The organism is Streptomyces sp. NPDC054770, assembly GCF_053611985.1.
This window is the reverse complement of sequence record NZ_JBSHBL010000002.1, coordinates 40160-58153: the sequence shown is the minus strand read 5'-3', so window position 1 is coordinate 58153 and position 17994 is coordinate 40160. Positions and strand designations below refer to the sequence as shown.

The 17994-nt window shown below is 72.8% G+C and carries 18 protein-coding genes; 10 read left to right on the top strand and 8 right to left on the bottom strand.

From position 1 onward, the window contains the following. The coding region (locus tag ACWGKQ_RS02815) for an ATP-binding cassette domain-containing protein (RefSeq protein ID WP_453290061.1) at positions 1 to 838 on the top strand (838 nt) is incomplete at its 5' end. Positions 839 to 874: 36 nt separating this feature from the next. Here ACWGKQ_RS02815 and ACWGKQ_RS02810 read toward each other — a convergent pair. The 5 genes from ACWGKQ_RS02810 to ACWGKQ_RS02790 all read right to left on the bottom strand — a co-directional run bounded on the left by ACWGKQ_RS02810 (position 875) and on the right by ACWGKQ_RS02790 (position 4504). After that, positions 875 to 1471 carry a hypothetical protein gene (locus ACWGKQ_RS02810; RefSeq protein ID WP_453290060.1) on the bottom strand — a complete coding sequence of 199 codons (597 nt, stop codon included), beginning with the start codon at positions 1469 to 1471 and terminating at the stop codon, positions 875 to 877. Between the two features lie 116 nt (positions 1472 to 1587). Continuing rightward, positions 1588 to 2526: an ABC transporter substrate-binding protein gene (locus ACWGKQ_RS02805; RefSeq protein ID WP_453290059.1), complete on the bottom strand. Its 939-nt coding sequence runs from the start codon at positions 2524 to 2526 to the stop codon at positions 1588 to 1590. Next, on the bottom strand, positions 2523 to 3194 hold the full coding sequence (locus tag ACWGKQ_RS02800; RefSeq protein WP_453290058.1) for an ABC transporter permease: 672 nt from the start codon (positions 3192 to 3194) through the stop codon (positions 2523 to 2525). Before ACWGKQ_RS02800 ends, ACWGKQ_RS02805 begins: the two co-directional genes overlap by 4 nt. Further along, positions 3191 to 3871 carry an ABC transporter permease gene (locus ACWGKQ_RS02795; protein ID WP_453290057.1) on the bottom strand — a complete coding sequence of 227 codons (681 nt, stop codon included), beginning with the start codon at positions 3869 to 3871 and terminating at the stop codon, positions 3191 to 3193. The genes ACWGKQ_RS02800 and ACWGKQ_RS02795 overlap by 4 nt, the downstream gene beginning before the upstream one ends. A gap of 60 nt (positions 3872 to 3931) precedes the next feature. Beyond that, positions 3932 to 4504: a TetR/AcrR family transcriptional regulator gene (locus tag ACWGKQ_RS02790; protein ID WP_453290056.1), complete on the bottom strand. Its 573-nt coding sequence runs from the start codon at positions 4502 to 4504 to the stop codon at positions 3932 to 3934. Positions 4505 to 4643: 139 nt separating this feature from the next. Here ACWGKQ_RS02790 and ACWGKQ_RS02785 point away from each other — a divergent pair, with 139 nt between their 5' ends. Together ACWGKQ_RS02785 and ACWGKQ_RS02780 are read left to right on the top strand one after the other, a co-directional pair. Continuing rightward, complete coding sequence (locus ACWGKQ_RS02785; RefSeq protein WP_453290055.1) at positions 4644 to 5501, top strand: AAA family ATPase; 858 nt, start codon at positions 4644 to 4646, stop codon at positions 5499 to 5501. Next, on the top strand, positions 5498 to 6892 hold the full coding sequence (locus tag ACWGKQ_RS02780) for a VWA domain-containing protein (RefSeq protein WP_453290054.1): 1395 nt from the start codon (positions 5498 to 5500) through the stop codon (positions 6890 to 6892). Before ACWGKQ_RS02785 ends, ACWGKQ_RS02780 begins: the two co-directional genes overlap by 4 nt. 69 nt (positions 6893 to 6961) lie before the next feature. On the opposite strand, the gene ACWGKQ_RS02775 is transcribed toward ACWGKQ_RS02780, so the two are convergent. After that, a complete protein-coding gene (locus tag ACWGKQ_RS02775) occupies positions 6962 to 7327 on the bottom strand; it encodes a cupin domain-containing protein (RefSeq protein ID WP_453290053.1) in 366 nt (121 codons plus the stop codon). A gap of 152 nt (positions 7328 to 7479) precedes the next feature. Between ACWGKQ_RS02775 and ACWGKQ_RS02770 the strand changes: the two genes are divergently transcribed. From ACWGKQ_RS02770 to ACWGKQ_RS02745, 6 genes are read left to right on the top strand one after another with little or no spacing between them, the layout of a single operon-like run. Then, a complete protein-coding gene (locus tag ACWGKQ_RS02770) occupies positions 7480 to 8631 on the top strand; it encodes an NAD(P)/FAD-dependent oxidoreductase (protein ID WP_453290052.1) in 1152 nt (383 codons plus the stop codon). Next, complete coding sequence (locus ACWGKQ_RS02765; protein WP_453290051.1) at positions 8628 to 8927, top strand: (2Fe-2S)-binding protein; 300 nt, start codon at positions 8628 to 8630, stop codon at positions 8925 to 8927. Before ACWGKQ_RS02770 ends, ACWGKQ_RS02765 begins: the two co-directional genes overlap by 4 nt. Continuing rightward, positions 8920 to 10338, top strand: coding sequence for an FAD-dependent oxidoreductase (locus ACWGKQ_RS02760; RefSeq protein WP_453290050.1), 1419 nt, complete (start codon positions 8920 to 8922; stop codon positions 10336 to 10338). The genes ACWGKQ_RS02765 and ACWGKQ_RS02760 overlap by 8 nt, the downstream gene beginning before the upstream one ends. Positions 10339 to 10385: 47 nt before the next feature. Next, a complete protein-coding gene (locus ACWGKQ_RS02755) occupies positions 10386 to 11282 on the top strand; it encodes a dihydrodipicolinate synthase family protein (RefSeq protein ID WP_453290049.1) in 897 nt (298 codons plus the stop codon). Positions 11283 to 11315: 33 nt separating this feature from the next. After that, a complete protein-coding gene (locus ACWGKQ_RS02750) occupies positions 11316 to 12317 on the top strand; it encodes a proline racemase family protein (protein ID WP_453290048.1) in 1002 nt (333 codons plus the stop codon). A 30-nt stretch (positions 12318 to 12347) separates the two neighbouring features. Next, complete coding sequence (locus tag ACWGKQ_RS02745) at positions 12348 to 13055, top strand: GntR family transcriptional regulator (protein ID WP_453290047.1); 708 nt, start codon at positions 12348 to 12350, stop codon at positions 13053 to 13055. Positions 13056 to 13068: 13 nt separating this feature from the next. On the opposite strand, the gene ACWGKQ_RS02740 is transcribed toward ACWGKQ_RS02745, so the two are convergent. After that, positions 13069 to 14631, bottom strand: a complete 1563-nt coding sequence (locus ACWGKQ_RS02740; protein WP_453290046.1) for an MFS transporter — start codon at positions 14629 to 14631, stop codon at positions 13069 to 13071. Between the two features lie 123 nt (positions 14632 to 14754). Beyond that, positions 14755 to 15777 carry a LacI family DNA-binding transcriptional regulator gene (locus ACWGKQ_RS02735; protein WP_453290045.1) on the bottom strand — a complete coding sequence of 341 codons (1023 nt, stop codon included), beginning with the start codon at positions 15775 to 15777 and terminating at the stop codon, positions 14755 to 14757. Between the two features lie 289 nt (positions 15778 to 16066). Between ACWGKQ_RS02735 and ACWGKQ_RS02730 the strand changes: the two genes are divergently transcribed. After that, positions 16067 to 17992 (top strand): glycoside hydrolase family 127 protein, encoded by a 1926-nt coding sequence (locus tag ACWGKQ_RS02730; protein ID WP_453290044.1) that lies wholly within the window; start codon positions 16067 to 16069, stop codon positions 17990 to 17992. Positions 17993 to 17994: the final 2 nt, after the last annotated feature.

Below are 17994 nucleotides of genomic sequence, written 5' to 3'. Positions count from 1 at the left end.
CCTCGAAGCCCCAGGTGTCGCGCAGCAGCCCGGTCAGCAGCGCCTCGTCGGCCTGGACCCGAAGACGTACGGGCCGCGCTACCCGGACCAGCTCTCCGGCGGCCAGCGGCAGCGCGTCGGCGTGGCCCGGGCGCTCGCCGCCGATCCCCCGGTGCTGCTGATGGACGAGCCGTTCGGCGCGGTCGACCCGGCGGTGCGGGAGCAGTTGCAGGACGAGTTCCTGCGGATGCAGGCCGCCGTGCGCAAGACCGTGCTGCTGGTCACGCACGACATCGAGGAAGCCGTGCGGCTCGGCGACCGGATCGCGGTGTACGGGCAGGGGCGGATCGAGCAGTTCGACACTCCCGGGGTGGTGCTGGGCAGGCCGGCCACGCCGTACGTGGCCGGGTTCGTGGGCGCGGACCGCGGGCTGAAGCGGCTGTCGGTGACCGACATCGAGCCGGACGACCTGGAGCAGCCGGCGATCGCCCGCCTGGACGAGTCCGCCGAGAGCGCCGCGGAGCGGCTGCGGGCGGCGGGCGCCCGGTGGGCCGTGGTCCTCGACACGGACGGCGACCTGCACGGCTGGGTGGGCCGGGACGAGCTGGCGGCGGGCGGCACGGTCGGCGAACTCGCCCACCGGATGACCGCGTGGGTACCGGTGGGCGCCCCGCTGAAGCAGGCGTTCGGTGTGATGCTCCAGTACGACGCCGGGTGGGTCGCGGTGCTGGACGGCTCGCGCTTCCTCGGCGTGCTGACCCCGGCCAGGCTGCACGAGGCGCTGCGCCGCTCGGTGGACGCGGACGCGCGTGGCGTCTCGCGGGGTCAGGTGCCGTTCGACTCGGTCTCCGACGCCTGACCGGCGGCGGTCGGCACGGCGTTCATCGTCAGCACGTCAGCAGTACGCCATCGGGCAGCCGCGGCGCAGCGAGTGCTGGGCGGCCCGCAGGTACAGCGCGACGTAGAAGGCGGTGTCCAGGTCCTCGCCCCAGGGGCCGGGGCGGGCGGCGGCCGCCTCCTTCGCCGGGCCCTCCAGGAACCACATGGTCAGATCGAGGTTGTCGCAGGCCTCGGGTATCGCTTCGACGGGAAGCCCGATCGCCGCCGCCAGCCGCTGCGCGAGGGCGAGCACCTCGGGTGCGCCGGCGACCACCGTCTCGTCGGTGTAGGCGGAGGCGAGGGGCAGCCGGATCTCCTCGTCGAGCGAGAAGGGCACCAGCACCGACCAGCCCAGCAGCAGCTCCGTCTCCCCTGCCGACAGGTGCTCCCGGCACAGGGCAGCCAACCCGCCCATGGGCGGTACCAGCTTCTCCTCGAACGACAGCCCCGAACCGCGCACGAAGGCGGCCGCCTCGGGCACCGACTCGTACGGCGCCAGCCCACGCCGTCGCAGCTCCGCGTCGAGGGCCGAGGCGAGGTTGCCCTTGCCGCCCTCGTCCTCGTCGCCGTCGAGCCATTCCTGCGCACCGATACTCACCAGGTAGATCCCCATACCGAGAACGTACCGCCCGCCACTGACAACGGGCCCGGCCGTCACTTCACCGGCCGTCACTTCACCGGTCGTCACTTCACCGGTCGTCACTTCACCGGTCGTCACTTCACCGGTCGTCACTTCAGCAGACCCTTGTCCCGCAGATAGGTCCGGGCCACGTCCTGGGCCAGTCGCCGCCAGCTGTCGACCTGCTGGTTCATCGAGGCCAGGTCGGCCGTGGTCAGGACGTCGTTGAGCTTGCCGAGTGCCTTGGTGACCCGCTCGCTGCCGGCCCGGGCGCGGTTGACGACCGGGACGACGTAGTCGGCGTTCTGGAGGTGTCTGTCGTCGGCGAGGAGGACCAGGCCGAACTGACCGAGCGTCGCGTCGGTGGTCGTGGTCAGCACCATCTGGTCCTGCCCGCTCTGCACGGCCCGCTTGGCCTGGGTGGTGCCGACGCCCTTGGGATCGACGCCGGTGATGTCGATGCCGTAGACCTTCTTCAGCCCCGGCTCGCAGTACGGCCGCTGCACGCACTCGTCCCCCGCCGCGAGCCGTACCTTCAGTCCCGAGGCGCCGAGGTCACTGAGCGTCCTGAGGTGGTGCTGCCGGGCGTAGGCGGCGGTGACCGCGAAGGCGTTCTGGTCCACCGCCCGTCCCGGGTCGAGGACGGTGAGGCCACGGGGTGTGGCAAGGCGGCGCAGTGCCTTCATCGTGGTGGCGAGGTCGGGCGAGCCGACGGGGGGTGCGTCGGGGCCGTTGGTCTTGGCGTTGAGCCAGTCGGCGAAGGTGGCCGCGTATTCGGGGACGACGTCGATCTGCCCGGACTCCAGGGCCGGTTCGTAGATTTCACGGTTGGCGACGGTGATCAGGGAGGTCCGGTATCCGGCCTGGTCGAGAAGCTGGGCGTACATCTGGGCGAGCAGGTCGCTCTCGGTGAAGCCGGCGGAGCCGATGGTCAGGTGCTTGCTGTCGCCCGGGGGCGCGGTGACCTCGCCGCGGTTCTCCAGGGAGGGGCCGGTGGTGCAGGCGGTGAGGGCGAGGAGCAGGGCGCCGGCCGCCGTGCGGAGTCTCATCGCGAGCCCCGCAGCCAGACCGGGGCGAGCCGTTCGACGAGTTCGAAGACGCCCTCGACGATCAGGGCGAACACGGCGACCAGGATCGCTCCGGCGACCACCATGGGCGTGCTGGCCAGGTTGAATCCGGCGGTGATGATCCGGCCGAGTCCGCCGCCGCCCGCGAGCGCGGCGATGGTGGCGGTGGCGACGAGTTGGACGGCGGCGATCCGCACCCCGGTGAGGATCATGGGGAGCGAAAGGGGCAGTTCCACGCGAAACAGCATCTGCCGCCCGGTCATCCCCATCCCCCGCGCGGCCTGGACGATGCTCCGGTCGACCTCGCGCATGCCGACGTAGGCGTTGGTGAGCAGGGGCGGTACGGCGAACAGCACCAGGGCGACCACGGTGGGGCCCTCGCCCCAGCTGCCGATCGGGGTGAGGAGGAGCAGCACCAGGACGGCGAAGGTGGGGACGGCCCGGCCGACGTTGGAGATGTTCACGGCGAGCGCGCCTCCCTTGCCGAGGTGGCCGAGGACCAGCGCGACCGGGAGCGCGATCAGGCAGCTGATGACGAGGCAGACGACGGTGAGGACGAGGTGCTGGAGCAGCCGGTGCGCGATGCCGTCGTCGCCGGCCCAGTGCGCGGCGTCGGTGAGCCAGGCCCACGCGTCGGTGAGCGTCTTCACGCGCGGGCCGCCCGCGTCCACGGGGTGAGCAGCCGCTGCACCCCGAGCAGCAGCAGGTCGGCGGCGACGGCGATCAGCACGCAGAGCACGGAGGCGGTCAGCACCTGGGCCTTGAAGTAGGTGTTCATGCCGGCGTAGATCAGGTTGCCGAGTCCGCCGAAGCCGACGATCGCGCCGACGGTGACCAGGGAGACCGCGGAGACGGTGGCGATGCGCAGGCCGGCCATCGCGGCGGGCAGCGCGAGGGGCAGTTCGACGGTGAGCAGGAGGCGGATCGGGCCGTAGCCCAGGCCGCGGGCGGCCTGTCGGGTCTCCTCGGGGACGGCCCGCAGGCCCGCGAGGATGTTGCGGACGAGCAGGGTGAGCGAGTACAGCACCAGGCCGGCGACGACGAGGGTGGCCGAGAGCCCGTACAGGGGCAGGAGCAGGGAGAACATCGCCAGGGACGGGATGGTGTAGAGGATGGTCGTGACGCCGAGGACGGGTCCGGCCGACCAGCGCCAGCGGCGGGCCAGTACGGCCAGCGGGACGGCGATGACGAGCCCGATGAGCACCGCGACCGCGGTGAGCCGCAGGTGCTGGCCGACCGCGTCGAGGAGGATCTGGCGGCGGCTGGTCAGATAGGCACCGCAGATCCACTCGTTGCGCACGAGGCAGTCGTTCGGGGGCGCGGTCACGCCTCCATTGCATCGGCTGGGCGACCGGCCCGGCTCGTTGTGGTGATCCGTCCGGGTCGGCTACTCCAGGCCGGCCGCGTCCATGAGGGCGTCGGCCGTTCCGGTGGCCAGGCCGTCGTCCAGTCGTTCGATGCGGGCACCGGCGCGGGCGCTGGCGCCGTCGAAGACCAGCATCAGCTGCCGGGCGAGGACGGCGGGGTCCGCCGCGCCGCCCTGTTCGGCCTGCTCGCGGAAGAAGCTCTCCAACCGGTCCTTGACCGCTGTGGCGACCACGCTCGCCGGGTGTTCGGGGTCCTTCAGCTCGACCAGGACGGCGAGGTAGGGGCAGCCGCGGTAATCGGGGTCCGCGGCGCCCTTCGCCTGCCGTTCGAAGACGTACCGGATCCGCTCGCGGGGCGTGGCCGCCGCGGTGTCGGCGGGCGTGAGCTGGGCCTCGTACCGGTGCCTGCGGCGTTCCAGGCTGGCGGCCAGCATCTCGTCCTTGCTGTCGAAGAGCTGGTACATCGAGCGCTTGGAGACCCCGGCCGACCTGCACAGCGCCTCGACACCGATGGAGACGCCGTCGCGGTAGAAGAGCTCGGCGGCGGCCTCGAGGAGCCGGTCCCGGGGGGACGCCTTGTCTGTGGTGGCCATACGGCCGAGGTTACCGCGCGGAACGCCCCGAGGAAACCGATCGGTATACAGGGTGGCAGGGGAGCTGAACAAGCGCTTAGATAGGAGCCTGACCTGCTCCCCGTGTGCGTTCCACGACCCTGACCAGCCGGAGGCCCCGTTGTTCACTTCCGTCGACGACGTCTCCGCGCGCCTCGCGGAGACCGGCTACCTCGCCTCCCCCGCCGTCGCCACCACCGTCTTCCTGGCCGACCGGCTCGGCAAACCGCTCCTCGTCGAGGGCCCCGCCGGAGTCGGCAAGACCGAGCTGGCCAAGGCCGTGGCGGCGGTGGCCGGGGCCCGGCTGGTGCGCCTGCAGTGCTACGAGGGCGTGGACGAGTCCCGGGCGCTGTACGAGTGGAACCACGCCAAGCAGCTGCTGCGGATCAGCGCCGGCCGGGACGAGACCTGGGACGAGGCCCGCACCGACATCTTCAGCGAGGAGTTCCTGCTCCCCCGCCCGCTGCTCACCGCGATCCGGGGCGACGACCCCAAGGTGCTGCTGATCGACGAGACCGACAAGGCCGACGTCGAGGTGGAGGGCCTGCTCCTGGAGGTGCTCAGCGACTTCCAGGTGACAGTCCCCGAACTGGGCACGGTCACCGCGACCCGCCGCCCCTTCGTCGTGCTCACCTCCAACGCCAGCCGTGAGCTGTCCGAGGCGCTGCGCCGCCGTTGCCTGTTCCTGCACATCGGCTTCCCGGACGAGGAGCTGGAGCGCCGGATCGTACGGCTGAAGGTGCCGGGACTCACCGAGGCACTCACCGAGTCCGTCGTCCGGGTGGTCGGGGCGCTGCGGGCGATGGACCTGCGCAAGGTCCCCTCGGTGGCGGAGACCATCGACTGGGCGCGCACCCTGCTGGCCCTGGGCGCCGACACGCTGGACGAGCAGGTCGTACGGGACTCCCTGGGCGTGATCCTCAAGCACCAGGACGACATCCAGAAGGCGGCCGCCAAGCTGGACCTGGACGCGCTGTGAGCACACCGGCCGACGTGACGGCGGATGCTCCGGCCGACCTCGCCGACCGGCTGACGGGGCTGGTCGGCGCGCTGCGGGCGCACGGGGTGCGGGTCGGCACCGGGGAGACCGTGGACGCGGGCCTGGCGGTGGCGGCGCTGGGTCTGGCGGACCGGGTGCTGCTGCGCGAGGGGCTGGCGGCCACCCTGCTGCACGGCACCGGCCAACGGGCCGTGTTCGACCAGGTCTTCGACCTGTACTTCCCGCGCGCGGTGGGCGGGCCCGGCGGTGGCTCCGACGGCGGGTCCGGTGACCGGGAGGAGCTGCGGGAGCGGCTCGCCGCCGCCCTGGCGGACGACGACACGGCGCTGCTGCGGCAGTTGGCGGCCGAAGCCGTGGACGGCCTGGGCGGATACGGGAGTTCACCGGGCTCGGACGGCTGGTCGTCGTACCAGACCCTGGACCGGCTGCGGCCGCAGACGCTGCTCGCGCGGGTGCGGGCGGACGTCCGGGCGCGGGGCGGCGGCACGGGGTTCGCGGACCGGCTGCTCGACGACGAGATCCGGCGGCGGATCGAGGACTTCCGGGGGATGGTCGCGGCGGAGGCCCGGCGCCGGGTGGCCGAGCGGCGCGGCCGGGATCGGATCGCCCGGCGGGCGGTGGCACCGAGCGCCGACCGGGTGGACTTCCTGTCCGCGGGGCGGGAGCAGCTCACCGAGCTGCGCAGGACCGTACAGCCGCTGGCGCGGAAGCTGGCGACCCGGCTGGCCGCGCGCCGCCGCCGGGCCGCGCGGGGCACCATCGACCTGCGGCGCACCCTGCGCGGCTCGCTGTCGACGGGCGGGGTGCCGATGCGGCCGGTGCTGCGCCGGCGCCGGCCGGTCCGCCCCGAACTGGTGCTGCTGTGTGACGTCTCGGGCTCGGTGTCGGGGTTCTCCGACTTCACGATGCTGCTGGTGCAGGCGCTGCACGACCAGTTCAGCAAGGTCCGGGTGTTCGCCTTCGTCAACCGGATCGACGAGGTGACCGGCCTCCTGGAGCACGGCCGGGCCGATCCGGAGGGGCTGGGCGCCCGGATCCGCGCCGAGGCGACGCTCACCGGCTGGCACGGCAGCAGCGACTACGGCGTCGCGCTCGGCGAGTTCGCGGAGCGGTACGGCGCCGCGGTGGGCCCGCGCACCACGGTGTTCGTCCTCGGCGACGCCCGCACCAACAACCTCGACCCGAACCTCGCCGCCGTCCGCCGGATCGCCGGACAGGCGCGGCGCGTCTACTGGCTGAACCCCGAGCCGCACTCCCTGTGGGGCACCGGCGACTCGGCCGCGCCCGACTACGCCGAACTCGTGGAGATGCACGAGTGCCGCACCGCCCGCCAGCTCGGCGGGCTGATCGCGCGGCTGCTGCCGGTGTGACACGCCGGGTGCCGCCACCTACGTACGGTGACGGCACCCGCCGGGCACCCCTGCCCTCCTCGGCCTTCCTCAGCCCTCGCTGGCCTTCGCGTAGTCCGTCGCCATGCCGCCGGCGAAGTCGTACACGATGCACTGCTCGTCCCCCACGACCCAGGCGTCGTGCCCCGCCGGAAGGACGAAGACGTCGCCGGGGCCGATCTCGCCCTCGCCGCCGTCGTCCATGACGAGGTGCATCCTGCCCTGCACCACATAGCCGTTGTGGTGAACCATGCAGCTCTCGGTGCCCGCGATCGGCGCCACCGACTCCGACCAGCGCCAGCCCGGCTCGAAGGTGGCGATGGCGAAGTCGAGGCCGGTCAGGTGCACGGACTCCAGGTGGCCGCGGGGGAAGTCGCGCCGCTCGTCCGGTTTGTCGACCGTCTTGATCTCCAGCATGACCGGTGTCCTCCCTTCGAACTCCCGTCCACCACTCCATCGTCTTCCTGTCAACTCGGGAGCGCCATTCGGCGGAACGAGGTGTGGATGCGGCGCGGGCGGTGGGGGTCGGCGGTCTTCCGGTGAGGTGTGCCATGTGACATATTACTGCCGTGAGCATGCGACTGACCTGCGACGTCGTAGTGATCGGGGCAGGCATGGTAGGCGCCGCCTGCGCCCTGTACGCGTCCCGGGCGGGGCTGGACGTCATCGTGGTGGATCGCGGCCCGGTGGCCGGCGGCACCACCGGGGCGGGCGAGGGCAATCTGCTCGTCTCCGACAAGGAGCCGGGACCCGAACTCGAACTCGCCCTGCTGTCCGGCCGGTTGTGGACCGGCCTGGCCGGGGAGCTGGGTGACCTGATCGAGTACGAGCCCAAGGGCGGGGTGGTCGTCGCGGCCGACCCCGAAGGGCTGGCCGCCCTGGAGCGGTTCGCGGCCGGGCAACGGGCCGCCGGGGTGACGGCGGAGAACGTCGACGCTGACCAACTCCACGAACTGGAGCCGTACTTGGCACCCGGCCTGACCGGCGGAGTGCGCTACCCCCAGGACGCCCAGGTCATGCCGACGCTGGCCGCCGCACACCTCGTACGGGCCTCCGGCGCCCGCCTGTCGACCGGCCGCACGGTGACGGAGGTGCTGCGCGGCGCCGACGGTGCCGTACGTGGCGTCCGTACCGGTCACGGCGACATCCACGCCCCGGCCGTGGTGAACGCGGCCGGGACCTGGGGCGGCGAGGTGGCCGCCCTCGCCGGTGTGCGCCTGCCCGTGCTCCCCCGGCGCGGCTTCGTGCTGGTCACCGAGCCGTTGCCGCGCCGGGTACGGCACAAGGTGTACGCCGCCGACTACGTGGCCGACGTGGCCAGCGACTCGGCCGCCCTGCAGACCTCGCCGGTCGTCGAGGGCACGGCGGCCGGGCCGGTCCTGATCGGCGCGAGCCGGGAACGCGTCGGCTTCGACCGGTCGTTCTCGCTGCCGGCCCTGCGGGCGCTGGCGGCGGGCGCGACCCGGCTGTTCCCGTTCCTGTCCGGGGTCCGGGCGCTGCGCACCTACCTGGGTTTCCGCCCCTACCTGCCCGACCACCTCCCCGCGATCGGCCCCGACCCCCGTGCGCCGGGCCTCTTCCACGCCTGCGGGCACGAGGGCGCGGGCATCGGACTTGCCACCGGTACCGGGCAGTTGATCGCCCAGGTGCTCAGCGGCAAACACCCCGAGCTGGACCTGACCCCGTTCCGTCCCGAGCGTTTCGGCGAGGAGGCCCTGTGAACCCCCTGGAGCTGGCGCGGGCCCGGCCCGGCCCCGCCTTCACCGCCACCTTCGACGGCCGCGAGATCGTGGCGCTGCCCGGCCAGACGGTCGCGGCCGCGCTCTGGTCCGCCGGTGTCACGTCCTGGCGGACCACCCGCGACGAGGGCCGTCCCCGCGGGGTCTTCTGCGGGATCGGGGTCTGTTTCGACTGCCTGGTCACCGTCAACGGCCGCCCCAACCAACGGGCTTGTCTGGTGCCCGTGCAGCCGGGCGATGCGATCCGCACGCAGCAGGGCACCGGTCACGATGACTGACGCGAGCCGGCCGGAGACCTCACCCCGTCTCGCCGTGATCGGCGCGGGCCCGGCCGGGCTCGCCGCCACCCTGGCGGCCGCCCGGCACGGCCTGCGCGTCATCCTGGTCGACGCGGCGCCGGAGGCCGGCGGTCAGTTCTACCGGCAGCCCGCCGCCGGGCTCGGCGCCGGCCGCCCGCAGGCACTGCACCACCGGTGGCGCGACTGGGAGCGGTTGCGCGACGGTCTCGAACTGCACGTCACAGCAGGCCGGGTGACACATCTGCGGGACCATCACGTGTGGTGCGTGACGCGGCGGCGGACCGGTTTCACCGTGCACGCGCTGCTCGGCCCGGTGCAGGAGGAGCCCGTCGAGGTGCGCGCGGACGCGGTAATGCTCGCGACCGGCGGCTACGAGAAGGTGCTGCCCTTCCCCGGCTGGACGCTCCCCGGTGTCGTCACGGCGGGCGGGGCGCAGGCCATGCTGAAGGGCGGACTGGTGCTGCCGGGCCGTACGGCGGTCGTCGCCGGCACCGGACCGCTGCTGCTGCCGGTCGCCACCGGGCTCGCGGCGGCGGGCGCCCGGGTGGCGGCGCTGGTGGAGTCCGCCGACCCGCGGGCCTTCGTACGGCACTCACCAGCACTGACCACCCGGCCGGCCAAGCTCGCCGAAGGCGCCCACTACACGGCCCGGTTGCTCCGGCACGGGGTGCGCACCCTGGTCCACCACACCGTCGTCGAGGCGCACGGCGACCAGCGGCTCGACGCCGTCACCGTCGCCGCACTCGACGCCGCGGGCCGGGTACGGCCGGGCACCCGGCGGCGCATCGACTGCGACACCCTGGCCGTCGGGCACGGCATGCTCCCGCACACCGACCTCGCCCAGGGCCTGGGCTGCCGGATCGACGGGGTCGCGGTGCACGTGGACGACGAGCAGCGCACCGATGTGCCGGGGGTGTGGGCGGCGGGCGAGGCCACCGGCATCGGCGGCGCGGACCTCGCCCTCGCCGAAGGGCACATCGCGGGCCGGTCGGTTGCCGCGCGGCTGGCGGGGCGGGAGCCGGACGCGCGTGGCTGGGCGGGGGCCGCCCGGGCTCGTGCGGGTCTGCGACGGTTCGCGGCGGCGATGGGCGACGCCTACGCGCCGCCCGCGCACTGGGCCGAGCAGGTCACGGACGACACGGTCGTCTGCCGCTGCGAGGAGGTCACCGGCGGGGCGGTCCGGCGGGCGGTGACCGAGCTGGGCGCGGGAGACGTACGGACCGTCAAACTGCTGACGCGGGCCGGGATGGGCTGGTGCCAGGGGCGGATGTGCGGGCCGGCGGTCGCCGGTCTGGCCGGCTGCCCGGAGACGGCGGCACGCAGGCCGTTCGCCCGGCCGGTGCCGCTCGGGGTGCTCGGGCGGGCCGGCGGCACCGAGGACGAGCAGTGACCAGTGCTATGTCACATACCACCACCCACCACCACGGAGGAGCCCCGATGACCACCCCCCACCCCCACCCCTGGCGCGGTGTCCTGGTAGCCACCGCCCTCCCCCTCCGCGACGACCTCGGCGTCGACTACGACAAGTACGCCGAGCACTGCGCCTGGCTGGTAGAGAACGGCTGCGACGGTGTCGTACCGAACGGCTCGCTCGGTGAGTACCAGGTACTCACCCCCGAGGAGCGCGCCAAGGTCGTCGAGACCGCCGTGGCCGCGATCGGCGGGGCGCGGGTGATGCCCGGGGTCGCCGCCTACGGCTCGGCCGAGGCCCGCCGCTGGGCCGAGCAGGCCCGGGACGCGGGCTGCTCGGCCGTGATGCTGCTGCCGCCCAACGCCTACCGCGCCGACGAGCGTTCGGTGCTCGCGCACTACGCGGAGGTCGCGAAGGCGGGCGTGCCGGTGGTGGCGTACAACAACCCGATCGACACCAAGGTCGACCTGGTCCCGGAACTCCTCGCCAAGCTGCACGGCGAGGGGTGCATCCACGCCGTCAAGGAGTTCTCCGGCGATGTCCGGCGCGCCTACCGGCTGGCCGAACTGGCCCCGGAACTGGACCTGTTGATCGGCGCCGACGACGTCCTGCTGGAGCTGGCGATCGCGGGTGCCAAGGGCTGGGTGGCCGGTTACCCCAACGCGCTGCCGGCCGCGACGGTCGAGCTGTACCGCGCCGCGGTGGGCGGGGACCTGGACACCGCCAAGCGGCTGTACGGGCAGCTGCATCCGCTGCTGCGCTGGGACTCCAGGGTCGAGTTCGTCCAGGCGATCAAGCTGTCCATGGACATCGTCGGCCGGCACGGCGGCGCCTGCCGCCCGCCGCGCGTGCCGCTGCTGCCCGAGCAGGAGGCCGTAATCCGCGCGGCCACCGAGAAGGCCGTCGCGGCCGGACTGGCGTGACCGGCTTCCGACTCTCTACTCACCAGGAGTGTCATGCGCAGCAAACTCGTCCTGCACGCCGTCGACTCGCACACCGAGGGCATGCCCACCCGGGTGATCACCGGCGGGATCGGCACCATTCCCGGCGCGACCATGAACGAGCGGCGGCTGTACTTCCGTGAACACCGCGATCACATCAAGCAGTTGCTGATGAACGAGCCGCGCGGGCACTCCGCGATGAGCGGGGCGATCCTGCAGCCGCCGGCCCGGCCCGACTGCGACTGGGGCGTGGTCTACATCGAGGTCTCCGGCTATCTGCCGATGTGCGGGCACGGCACGATCGGCGTGGCGACCGTGCTCGTGGAGACCGGGATGGTGGAGGTCGTGGAGCCGGTCACGACCATCCGGCTGGACACCCCGGCGGGCCTGGTCGTCGCCGAGGTGGCAGTGGAGGACGGCGCGGCGAGGAACGTCACGCTGCGGAACGTGCCGTCGTTCTCCGTGGGGCTGGACCGGAAGATCGTGCTTTCTGACGGGCGGTCAGTAACATATGACATGGCATACGGCGGCAACTTCTACGCCATCCTCCCCCTCGACGAGTTCGACCTCCCCTTCGACCGCACCCGAAAGGACGACATCCTCCGGGCCGGCCTGTCCCTCATGGAGGCGATCAACGCGGAGGCGGAGCCCGTCCACCCCGAGGACCCGTCCATCCGGGGCTGCCACCACGTCCACCTGGTCGCCCCCGGTGCCACGGCCCGCCACTCCCGGCACGCGATGGCCATCCACCCCGGCTGGTTCGACCGCTCCCCCTGCGGCACCGGCACCAGCGCGCGGATGGCCCAGCTGCACGCCCGCGGCGAACTCCCCCTGGACACCGAGTTCGTGAACGAGTCGTTCATCGGCACCCGGTTCACCGGCCGGCTCCTCGGCACCACCGAGGTCGCGGGGCTGCCCGCGGTCCTGCCCAGCTTCACCGGCCGTGCCTGGGTCACCGGCACCGCGCAGTACCTGCTGGACCCCACCGACCCGTTCCCGGCCGGCTTCGTACTCTGATTCCCCCGACGACCCTCCAGGAGTTCCACCATGGCCGACCGGCCCGCCAGCTCGCCCACCGCCGCCAAGCCCGCCATTCCGTCGCTCGGCGGCCGGAAGCCGAACTTCCGGGAGCGGGTCGTGGACGTCCTGCGTGCCGCGCTGATCGCCGGTGAACTGCGCCCCGGCGAGGTGTACTCGGCGCCGGGGCTCGCCCCCCGCCTGGGTGTCTCCGCGACCCCGGTGCGCGAGGCGATGCTCGAACTGGTGAAGGAGGGCATGGTCGAGATCGTCCCGAACAAGGGGTTCCGGGTCACCGTCGTCTCCGAGAAGCAGCTCGACGAGTACACGCATGTCCGCTCTTTGATCGAGATCCCGACGACCGTCGCCCTCGCGGCCACGGCCGACCGTACCGACCTGGAGGCGCTGCGCCCGGTCGCCCAGGAGATCGTGACCTCGGCGCTGAAGGGCGACCTCATCGCCTATGTCGAGGCCGACCTGGCCTTCCATCTGGGGCTGCTGGCACTGGCGGGCAACGACCAACTCGTCGCGGTGGTACGGGACCTGCGGCGCCGTTCGCGGCTGTACGGGCTGACGGCGCTGGTGAAGGCGGGACGCCTGAAGGCCTCCGCCGAGGAGCACCTGGAGCTCCTCGACGCGCTGCTGGCCCGCGACGAGCAGGCCGTGCACGAGATCATGACCCGCCACCTGGGCCACGTCCGCGGCCTGTGGGCGGCCCGGCAGCCCGAGCACGGCTGAGAGGTCCCGCGAACTACGTCCCGGGGCGGGCGACGGGGTCCCTTTCCGCGCCCGGCGGCACCTCGGGCCCCGGCTCCGCCACGGGCCGCGCCGCCTCGGCCGTCACCGCAGGCGCCATCGCAGGCGCCACCGCAGCCGTCACCGCGCCCTTCGCCGCGACCGGCTTCCGGCGCGGGATGAACGCGGCCACGGCCAGCGCAAGGACCGCCGCCCCCGAGCCCACCGCCATGACCACCTTGAAGCCGTTCTCGGAAGGCACGGCGGCCGTGCCGAAGACGGTGGTCAACTGGGCCAGGATCACCCCGGCGACGGCGCTCGCGGTCGACGTGCCGATGGACCGCATCAGGGTGTTGAGGCTGTTCGCGGCGGCCGTCTCGTGCGGGTCGACGGCGCCCATGATGAGCGCGGGCATCGCGCCGTAGGCGAAGCCGATACCGGCGCCGATGACGCAGGAGACGAGCACGAGCTGCCAGACGGCGTCCATCAGTACGATGTTGAGCCCGTAGCCGGCGGCCACGATCACCGCGCCGCACATGAGGGTGGTCTTCGGGCCGAAGTTCTTGGAGACGAGGGCGGACAGGGGTGCCGTCGCCATCATCACCAGGCCGGTCGGGGCCATCACCAGACCGGCGTCGAGCAGTGACCTGCCCAGACCGTAGCCGGTCGCCTCGGGCAACTGGAGAAGCTGCGGAAGCACCAGGGACATCGCGAACATCGAGAACCCGAAGGCGACCGAGGCGAGGTTCGTGACGAGGACCTGGCGGCGGGCCGTGGTGCGCAGGTCGACCAGCGGGTCCCGGGTACGGAGTTCGTACCGGCCCCAGCCGAGCAGGGTCACCACTGCGGCACCGAACAGACCGAGTGTCGTACCGCTGCCCCAGCCCCAGTCGGCACCCTTGGAGATGCCGAGCAGCAGGCAGACCAGGCCCGCCGCCATGCCGAGGGCACCGGGCAGGTCGAAGCGGCCTCCGGTGCGCACCTTCGACTCCGGTACGAGGACGAGCACCAGCAGGGCGGCGACGACACCGAGCGCGGCCGAGGTCCAGAACAGCATGTGCCAGTCGAAGTGGTCGGCGATCAGCGCGGCGGCGGGCAGGCCGAGGGCGCCGCCGACGCCGAGGGAGGCGCTCATCAGGGCGGTGGCGGAACCGAGCCGTTCGGCGGGGAGTTCGTCGCGCATGATGCTGATGCCGAGGGGGATCATGCCGGAGGCCATGCCCTGGAGCGCCCGTCCGACGATCATCGGGACGAGGGAGTCGCTGAACGCGGCCGTGACCGAGCCCGCGACGAGCAGGAACAGGCTGGTCAGCAGCATCAACCGCTTGCCGTACATGTCACCGAGCCGTCCCATGACGGGCGTGGCGACGGCGGCCGCGAGCAGGGTGGCGGTGACGGCCCAGGCCGCGTTCGACGCCGAGGCGTCGAGCAGCTTCGGCAGCTCGGGCACGATGGGGATCACCAGGGTCTGCATCAGCGAGACCACGATCCCGCCGAAGGCCAGCACCGCGACGACGGCGTTCGTCCGCGACGCGGCGGACTCCCCTGCCGCTGCCGGCCGGGGTTGTGCTCGGGTCATGGTCGGGCCTCCGTAGGGCCTCTCGGGTCTGCACGGCCCTGCCGAATGTAAGTCAATTGATTGACTTAGGCAACCGTCAGTTTGACAAGGGCAGGTCGATGAAGACTCGGCGGACGTCCTGCGTCAACTCGACTCGCGCACCACCAGGCGGCACGGCACCGTGTGCACCCCGGGCTCGGGCTCCGCGTCGATGGCCTGGAGCAGCCGCAGCGCGGCGATCCGGCCGATCTCGGCCAGGTTCATGTCGATGGTGGTGAGCGGCGGGCGGCAGGCGAGGGCCATCGTGTCCCAGTTGTCGTAGCCGACCACGGCGATGTCCTCCGGCACGTCCTTGCCGCGCTCGCGCAGTGCGTCCGCGACACCCCGGGCGATCTGGTCGTTGCCGCAGAAGACGGCGTCCGTGTCGGGGGCCGTCCGCAGCACCGCGTCGGCGGCGCGCCGCCCCCAGGCCTCGCTCCACTCCCCGAAGTGCACGCGCCCGGCGGCGAGTTGCAGGTCCGCCTCGGCCAGGTGCTGGACGGCGTACCGGGCGCGGTCCCGGGCGGCCTGGTGGTGCTCGGGTCCGGTGACATGGGCGATGCGGGTACGGCCGGTGGCGAGCAGGTGCTCCACGGCGAGCCGGGCGCCGCCGCGGTCGTCGGTCACGACGGAGGTGTCGGCGGGGTCCGTCGACGGGGAGAGGGCGTAGACGACCGGGATCGCCGGGTCGATGCCGGTCAGCGGTGGGCGGGGGTCGGTACGGCGGCCTGCGACGATGATGCCGTCGACCCGGCGGTCGGTGAGGGTGCGCAGATGGTGCTGCTCGCGGATGGCGTCGCCACGGGTGTCGCAGAGCAGGACGGAGATCTTCCCGGCGCCGAGGGCGTCCTCGGCGCCGAGCAGGACCGGGGTGCTGAACCGGCCGATGCCGTCCGTCGTCATCAGGCCGACCGTCCAGCTGCGGCCGCTGTGCAGGCTCTGCGCGTGCTGGTTGGGCCGGAACCCGAGCGCCTCCACCGCGTCCAGCACCCGCTGCCGGGTCTCCGGACGCATCCGGCCGGCGCCGTTCAGTGCCTTGGAGGCGGTACCGACGCTGACACCGGCGAGCGCGGCGACATCGGCGAGCCTGGCCCGGCCGGCGGGCGGAGAGTCTGGAGCAGAGGTCACGGGCAAGCCTTTTCCTGGACGGCGGATCCTCGACGCCACCACCAGTCTCCCGACGGCAGAGCCGCCCCACATCGTCGCAGCCGTCCATCCGAAGTACCACCCCTGCCGGGCAACTTGAAAAAACTGCGCCAGGCGTCTTGACCCCCTTGCCCGACTGCCCTGTACTTCTCGGCGAGAAAACGGTTGCTCAAAACGGTTCCTCATCGCCGTGCGATCGACTTTTCAAACTGCGTTCGGTATTTCGAAACCGCGTGTCCAGGCACCCCGCCCCTCCCCACCCCGGAGAGCCATGCCCCGCACCCGTTCCGCCCTGCCCTCCCCCGCCGGCCCGGTCCGCCTCACCCCCGATGCCCGCACCGCGCTGCGCCCGGCGGCCGTCACCGTCGACGGCGGTTTCTGGCACGACCGCCGGGCGACCAACGCCCGCGTCTCCCTCCCCCAGGGCCCGGACCTTCTGGAGTCCGCCGGAAACCTGCACAACCTGCGGCTGGCGGCCGGCGCAGCCGAGGGCGTGTTCCAGGGCGCGTACCCGTTCGTCGACACGGACGTCTACAAGTGGCTGGAGGCGGCCTCCTGGCACCTCGCCCAGGGCACCGACGAGGCACTCTCCGCGGACGTGGCACGGATCGTCGCCCTGGTGGCCGAAGCCCAGCAACCCGACGGCTATCTCAACACCTGGTTCCAGCTGGTCAAGGACGGTGCGCGGTACCAGGACCTGCGCTGGGGGCACGAGCTGTACTGCGCCGGCCATCTGATCCAGGCCGCCGTCGCCCACCACCGCTCCACCGGCCGCCCGGAACTCCTGGCCGTGGCAAGGAAGTTCGCCGACCACATCGACTCGGTGTTCGGCCTCCCCGGCAGCGGCAGGCCTGTCGACGGCATCGACGGCCACCCGGAGGTGGAGACGGCCCTGGTGGAGCTGTACCGGGAGACCGGCGAGCGCCGCTACCTCGACCTGGCGGGCTACTTCGTGGACCGGCACGGCCACGGCCTGCTCGGCGGCGAGGCCTACTGCCAGGACCGGGTCCCGGTGCGCGAGGCGACGAACGTCGAGGGCCACGCCGTACGGCAGTTGTACCTGCTGGCGGCGGCCGCGGACCTGGCGGCGGAGACCGGGGACGACGGACTCCGGGCCGCGGGCGAGCGGTTGTGGCACGCCATGACGACCACCAAGACCCATCTCACCGGCGGGCTCGGCGCGCACCACGACCAGGAGGACTTCGGCGACCCCTACGAACTCCCCAACGAGCGCGCCTACTGCGAGACCTGTGCCGCGATCGCCTCCGTGCAGTGGAGCTGGCGCATGGCGCTGCTCACCGGTGAGGCCCGCTACTCCGACCTGATCGAACGCACCCTGTACAACGGCTTCCTGGCCGGGGTCTCGCTGGACGGCGAGCGGTGGCTGTACGTCAACCCGCTCCAGGTCCGTGACGGCCACACCGACACCGGCGGCGACCAGTCGGCCCGCCGCACCCGCTGGTTCCGCTGTGCCTGCTGCCCGCCCAACGTGATGCGGCTGCTGGCGAGTCTGGAGCACTATCTGGCGTCGGGCGACGAACAGGGCCTGCAGGTCCACCAGTTCGTCACCGGGACGTATGCGACCGACCGGGTCCGGGTGCGCGCCGAGACGGACTATCCCTGGCACGGCACGATCGCGTTCACCGTCGAGGAGACGCCGTCCCCGTCCGACGGCCCGTGGACGCTGTCGCTGCGCATCCCTCAGTGGTGCCGGGAGTTCCGGGCGCGGTGCGGGGAGGAGACGTACGACGCGACGGCGGACGACGGCTGGCTGCGGCTGGCGCGGACCTGGGCACCGGGCGACCAGGTGGTGCTGGAACTCGCCCTGGAGCCGCGGCTGACGGCCGCCGACCCGCGGGTGGACGCCGTACGCGGCTGTGTAGCCATCGAGCGCGGGCCGCTCGTGCACTGCCTGGAGCAGGTCGACCACCCGGGCGGCGGCCTCGACGACATCGTCCTCGACCCGTCCCGTCCGCTCGCGGTGAAGCACCGCCCGGACCTGCTCGGCGGTGTCACCACCGTGGTGGCCGCGGGCCGGCGGCGCCGTATCGCCGGCCGGGGCTGGTGGCCGTACGCCCCCGTGACCGGTTCGGAGGCCGAACCCGAGGGCGAGCCGGTCGAGTTGACCGCGATCCCTTACCACGTCTGGGCCAACCGCGAGGACGGCAGCATGCGCGTCTGGCTCCCCACCTCCTGAGA

Coding starts and splice junctions, on each gene's coding strand:
- ACWGKQ_RS02810 (WP_453290060.1), bottom strand. CDS start 1,471: ATGGGGATCTACCTGGTGAGTATCGGTGCGCAGGAATGGCTCGACGGC.
- ACWGKQ_RS02805 (WP_453290059.1), bottom strand. CDS start 2,526: ATGAGACTCCGCACGGCGGCCGGCGCCCTGCTCCTCGCCCTCACCGCC.
- ACWGKQ_RS02790 (WP_453290056.1), bottom strand. CDS start 4,504: ATGGCCACCACAGACAAGGCGTCCCCCCGGGACCGGCTCCTCGAGGCC.
- ACWGKQ_RS02775 (WP_453290053.1), bottom strand. CDS start 7,327: ATGCTGGAGATCAAGACGGTCGACAAACCGGACGAGCGGCGCGACTTC.
- ACWGKQ_RS02760 (WP_453290050.1), top strand. CDS start 8,920: ATGACTGACGCGAGCCGGCCGGAGACCTCACCCCGTCTCGCCGTGATC.
- ACWGKQ_RS02755 (WP_453290049.1), top strand. CDS start 10,386: ATGACCACCCCCCACCCCCACCCCTGGCGCGGTGTCCTGGTAGCCACC.
- ACWGKQ_RS02750 (WP_453290048.1), top strand. CDS start 11,316: ATGCGCAGCAAACTCGTCCTGCACGCCGTCGACTCGCACACCGAGGGC.
- ACWGKQ_RS02745 (WP_453290047.1), top strand. CDS start 12,348: ATGGCCGACCGGCCCGCCAGCTCGCCCACCGCCGCCAAGCCCGCCATT.
- ACWGKQ_RS02740 (WP_453290046.1), bottom strand. CDS start 14,631: ATGACCCGAGCACAACCCCGGCCGGCAGCGGCAGGGGAGTCCGCCGCG.
- ACWGKQ_RS02730 (WP_453290044.1), top strand. CDS start 16,067: ATGCCCCGCACCCGTTCCGCCCTGCCCTCCCCCGCCGGCCCGGTCCGC.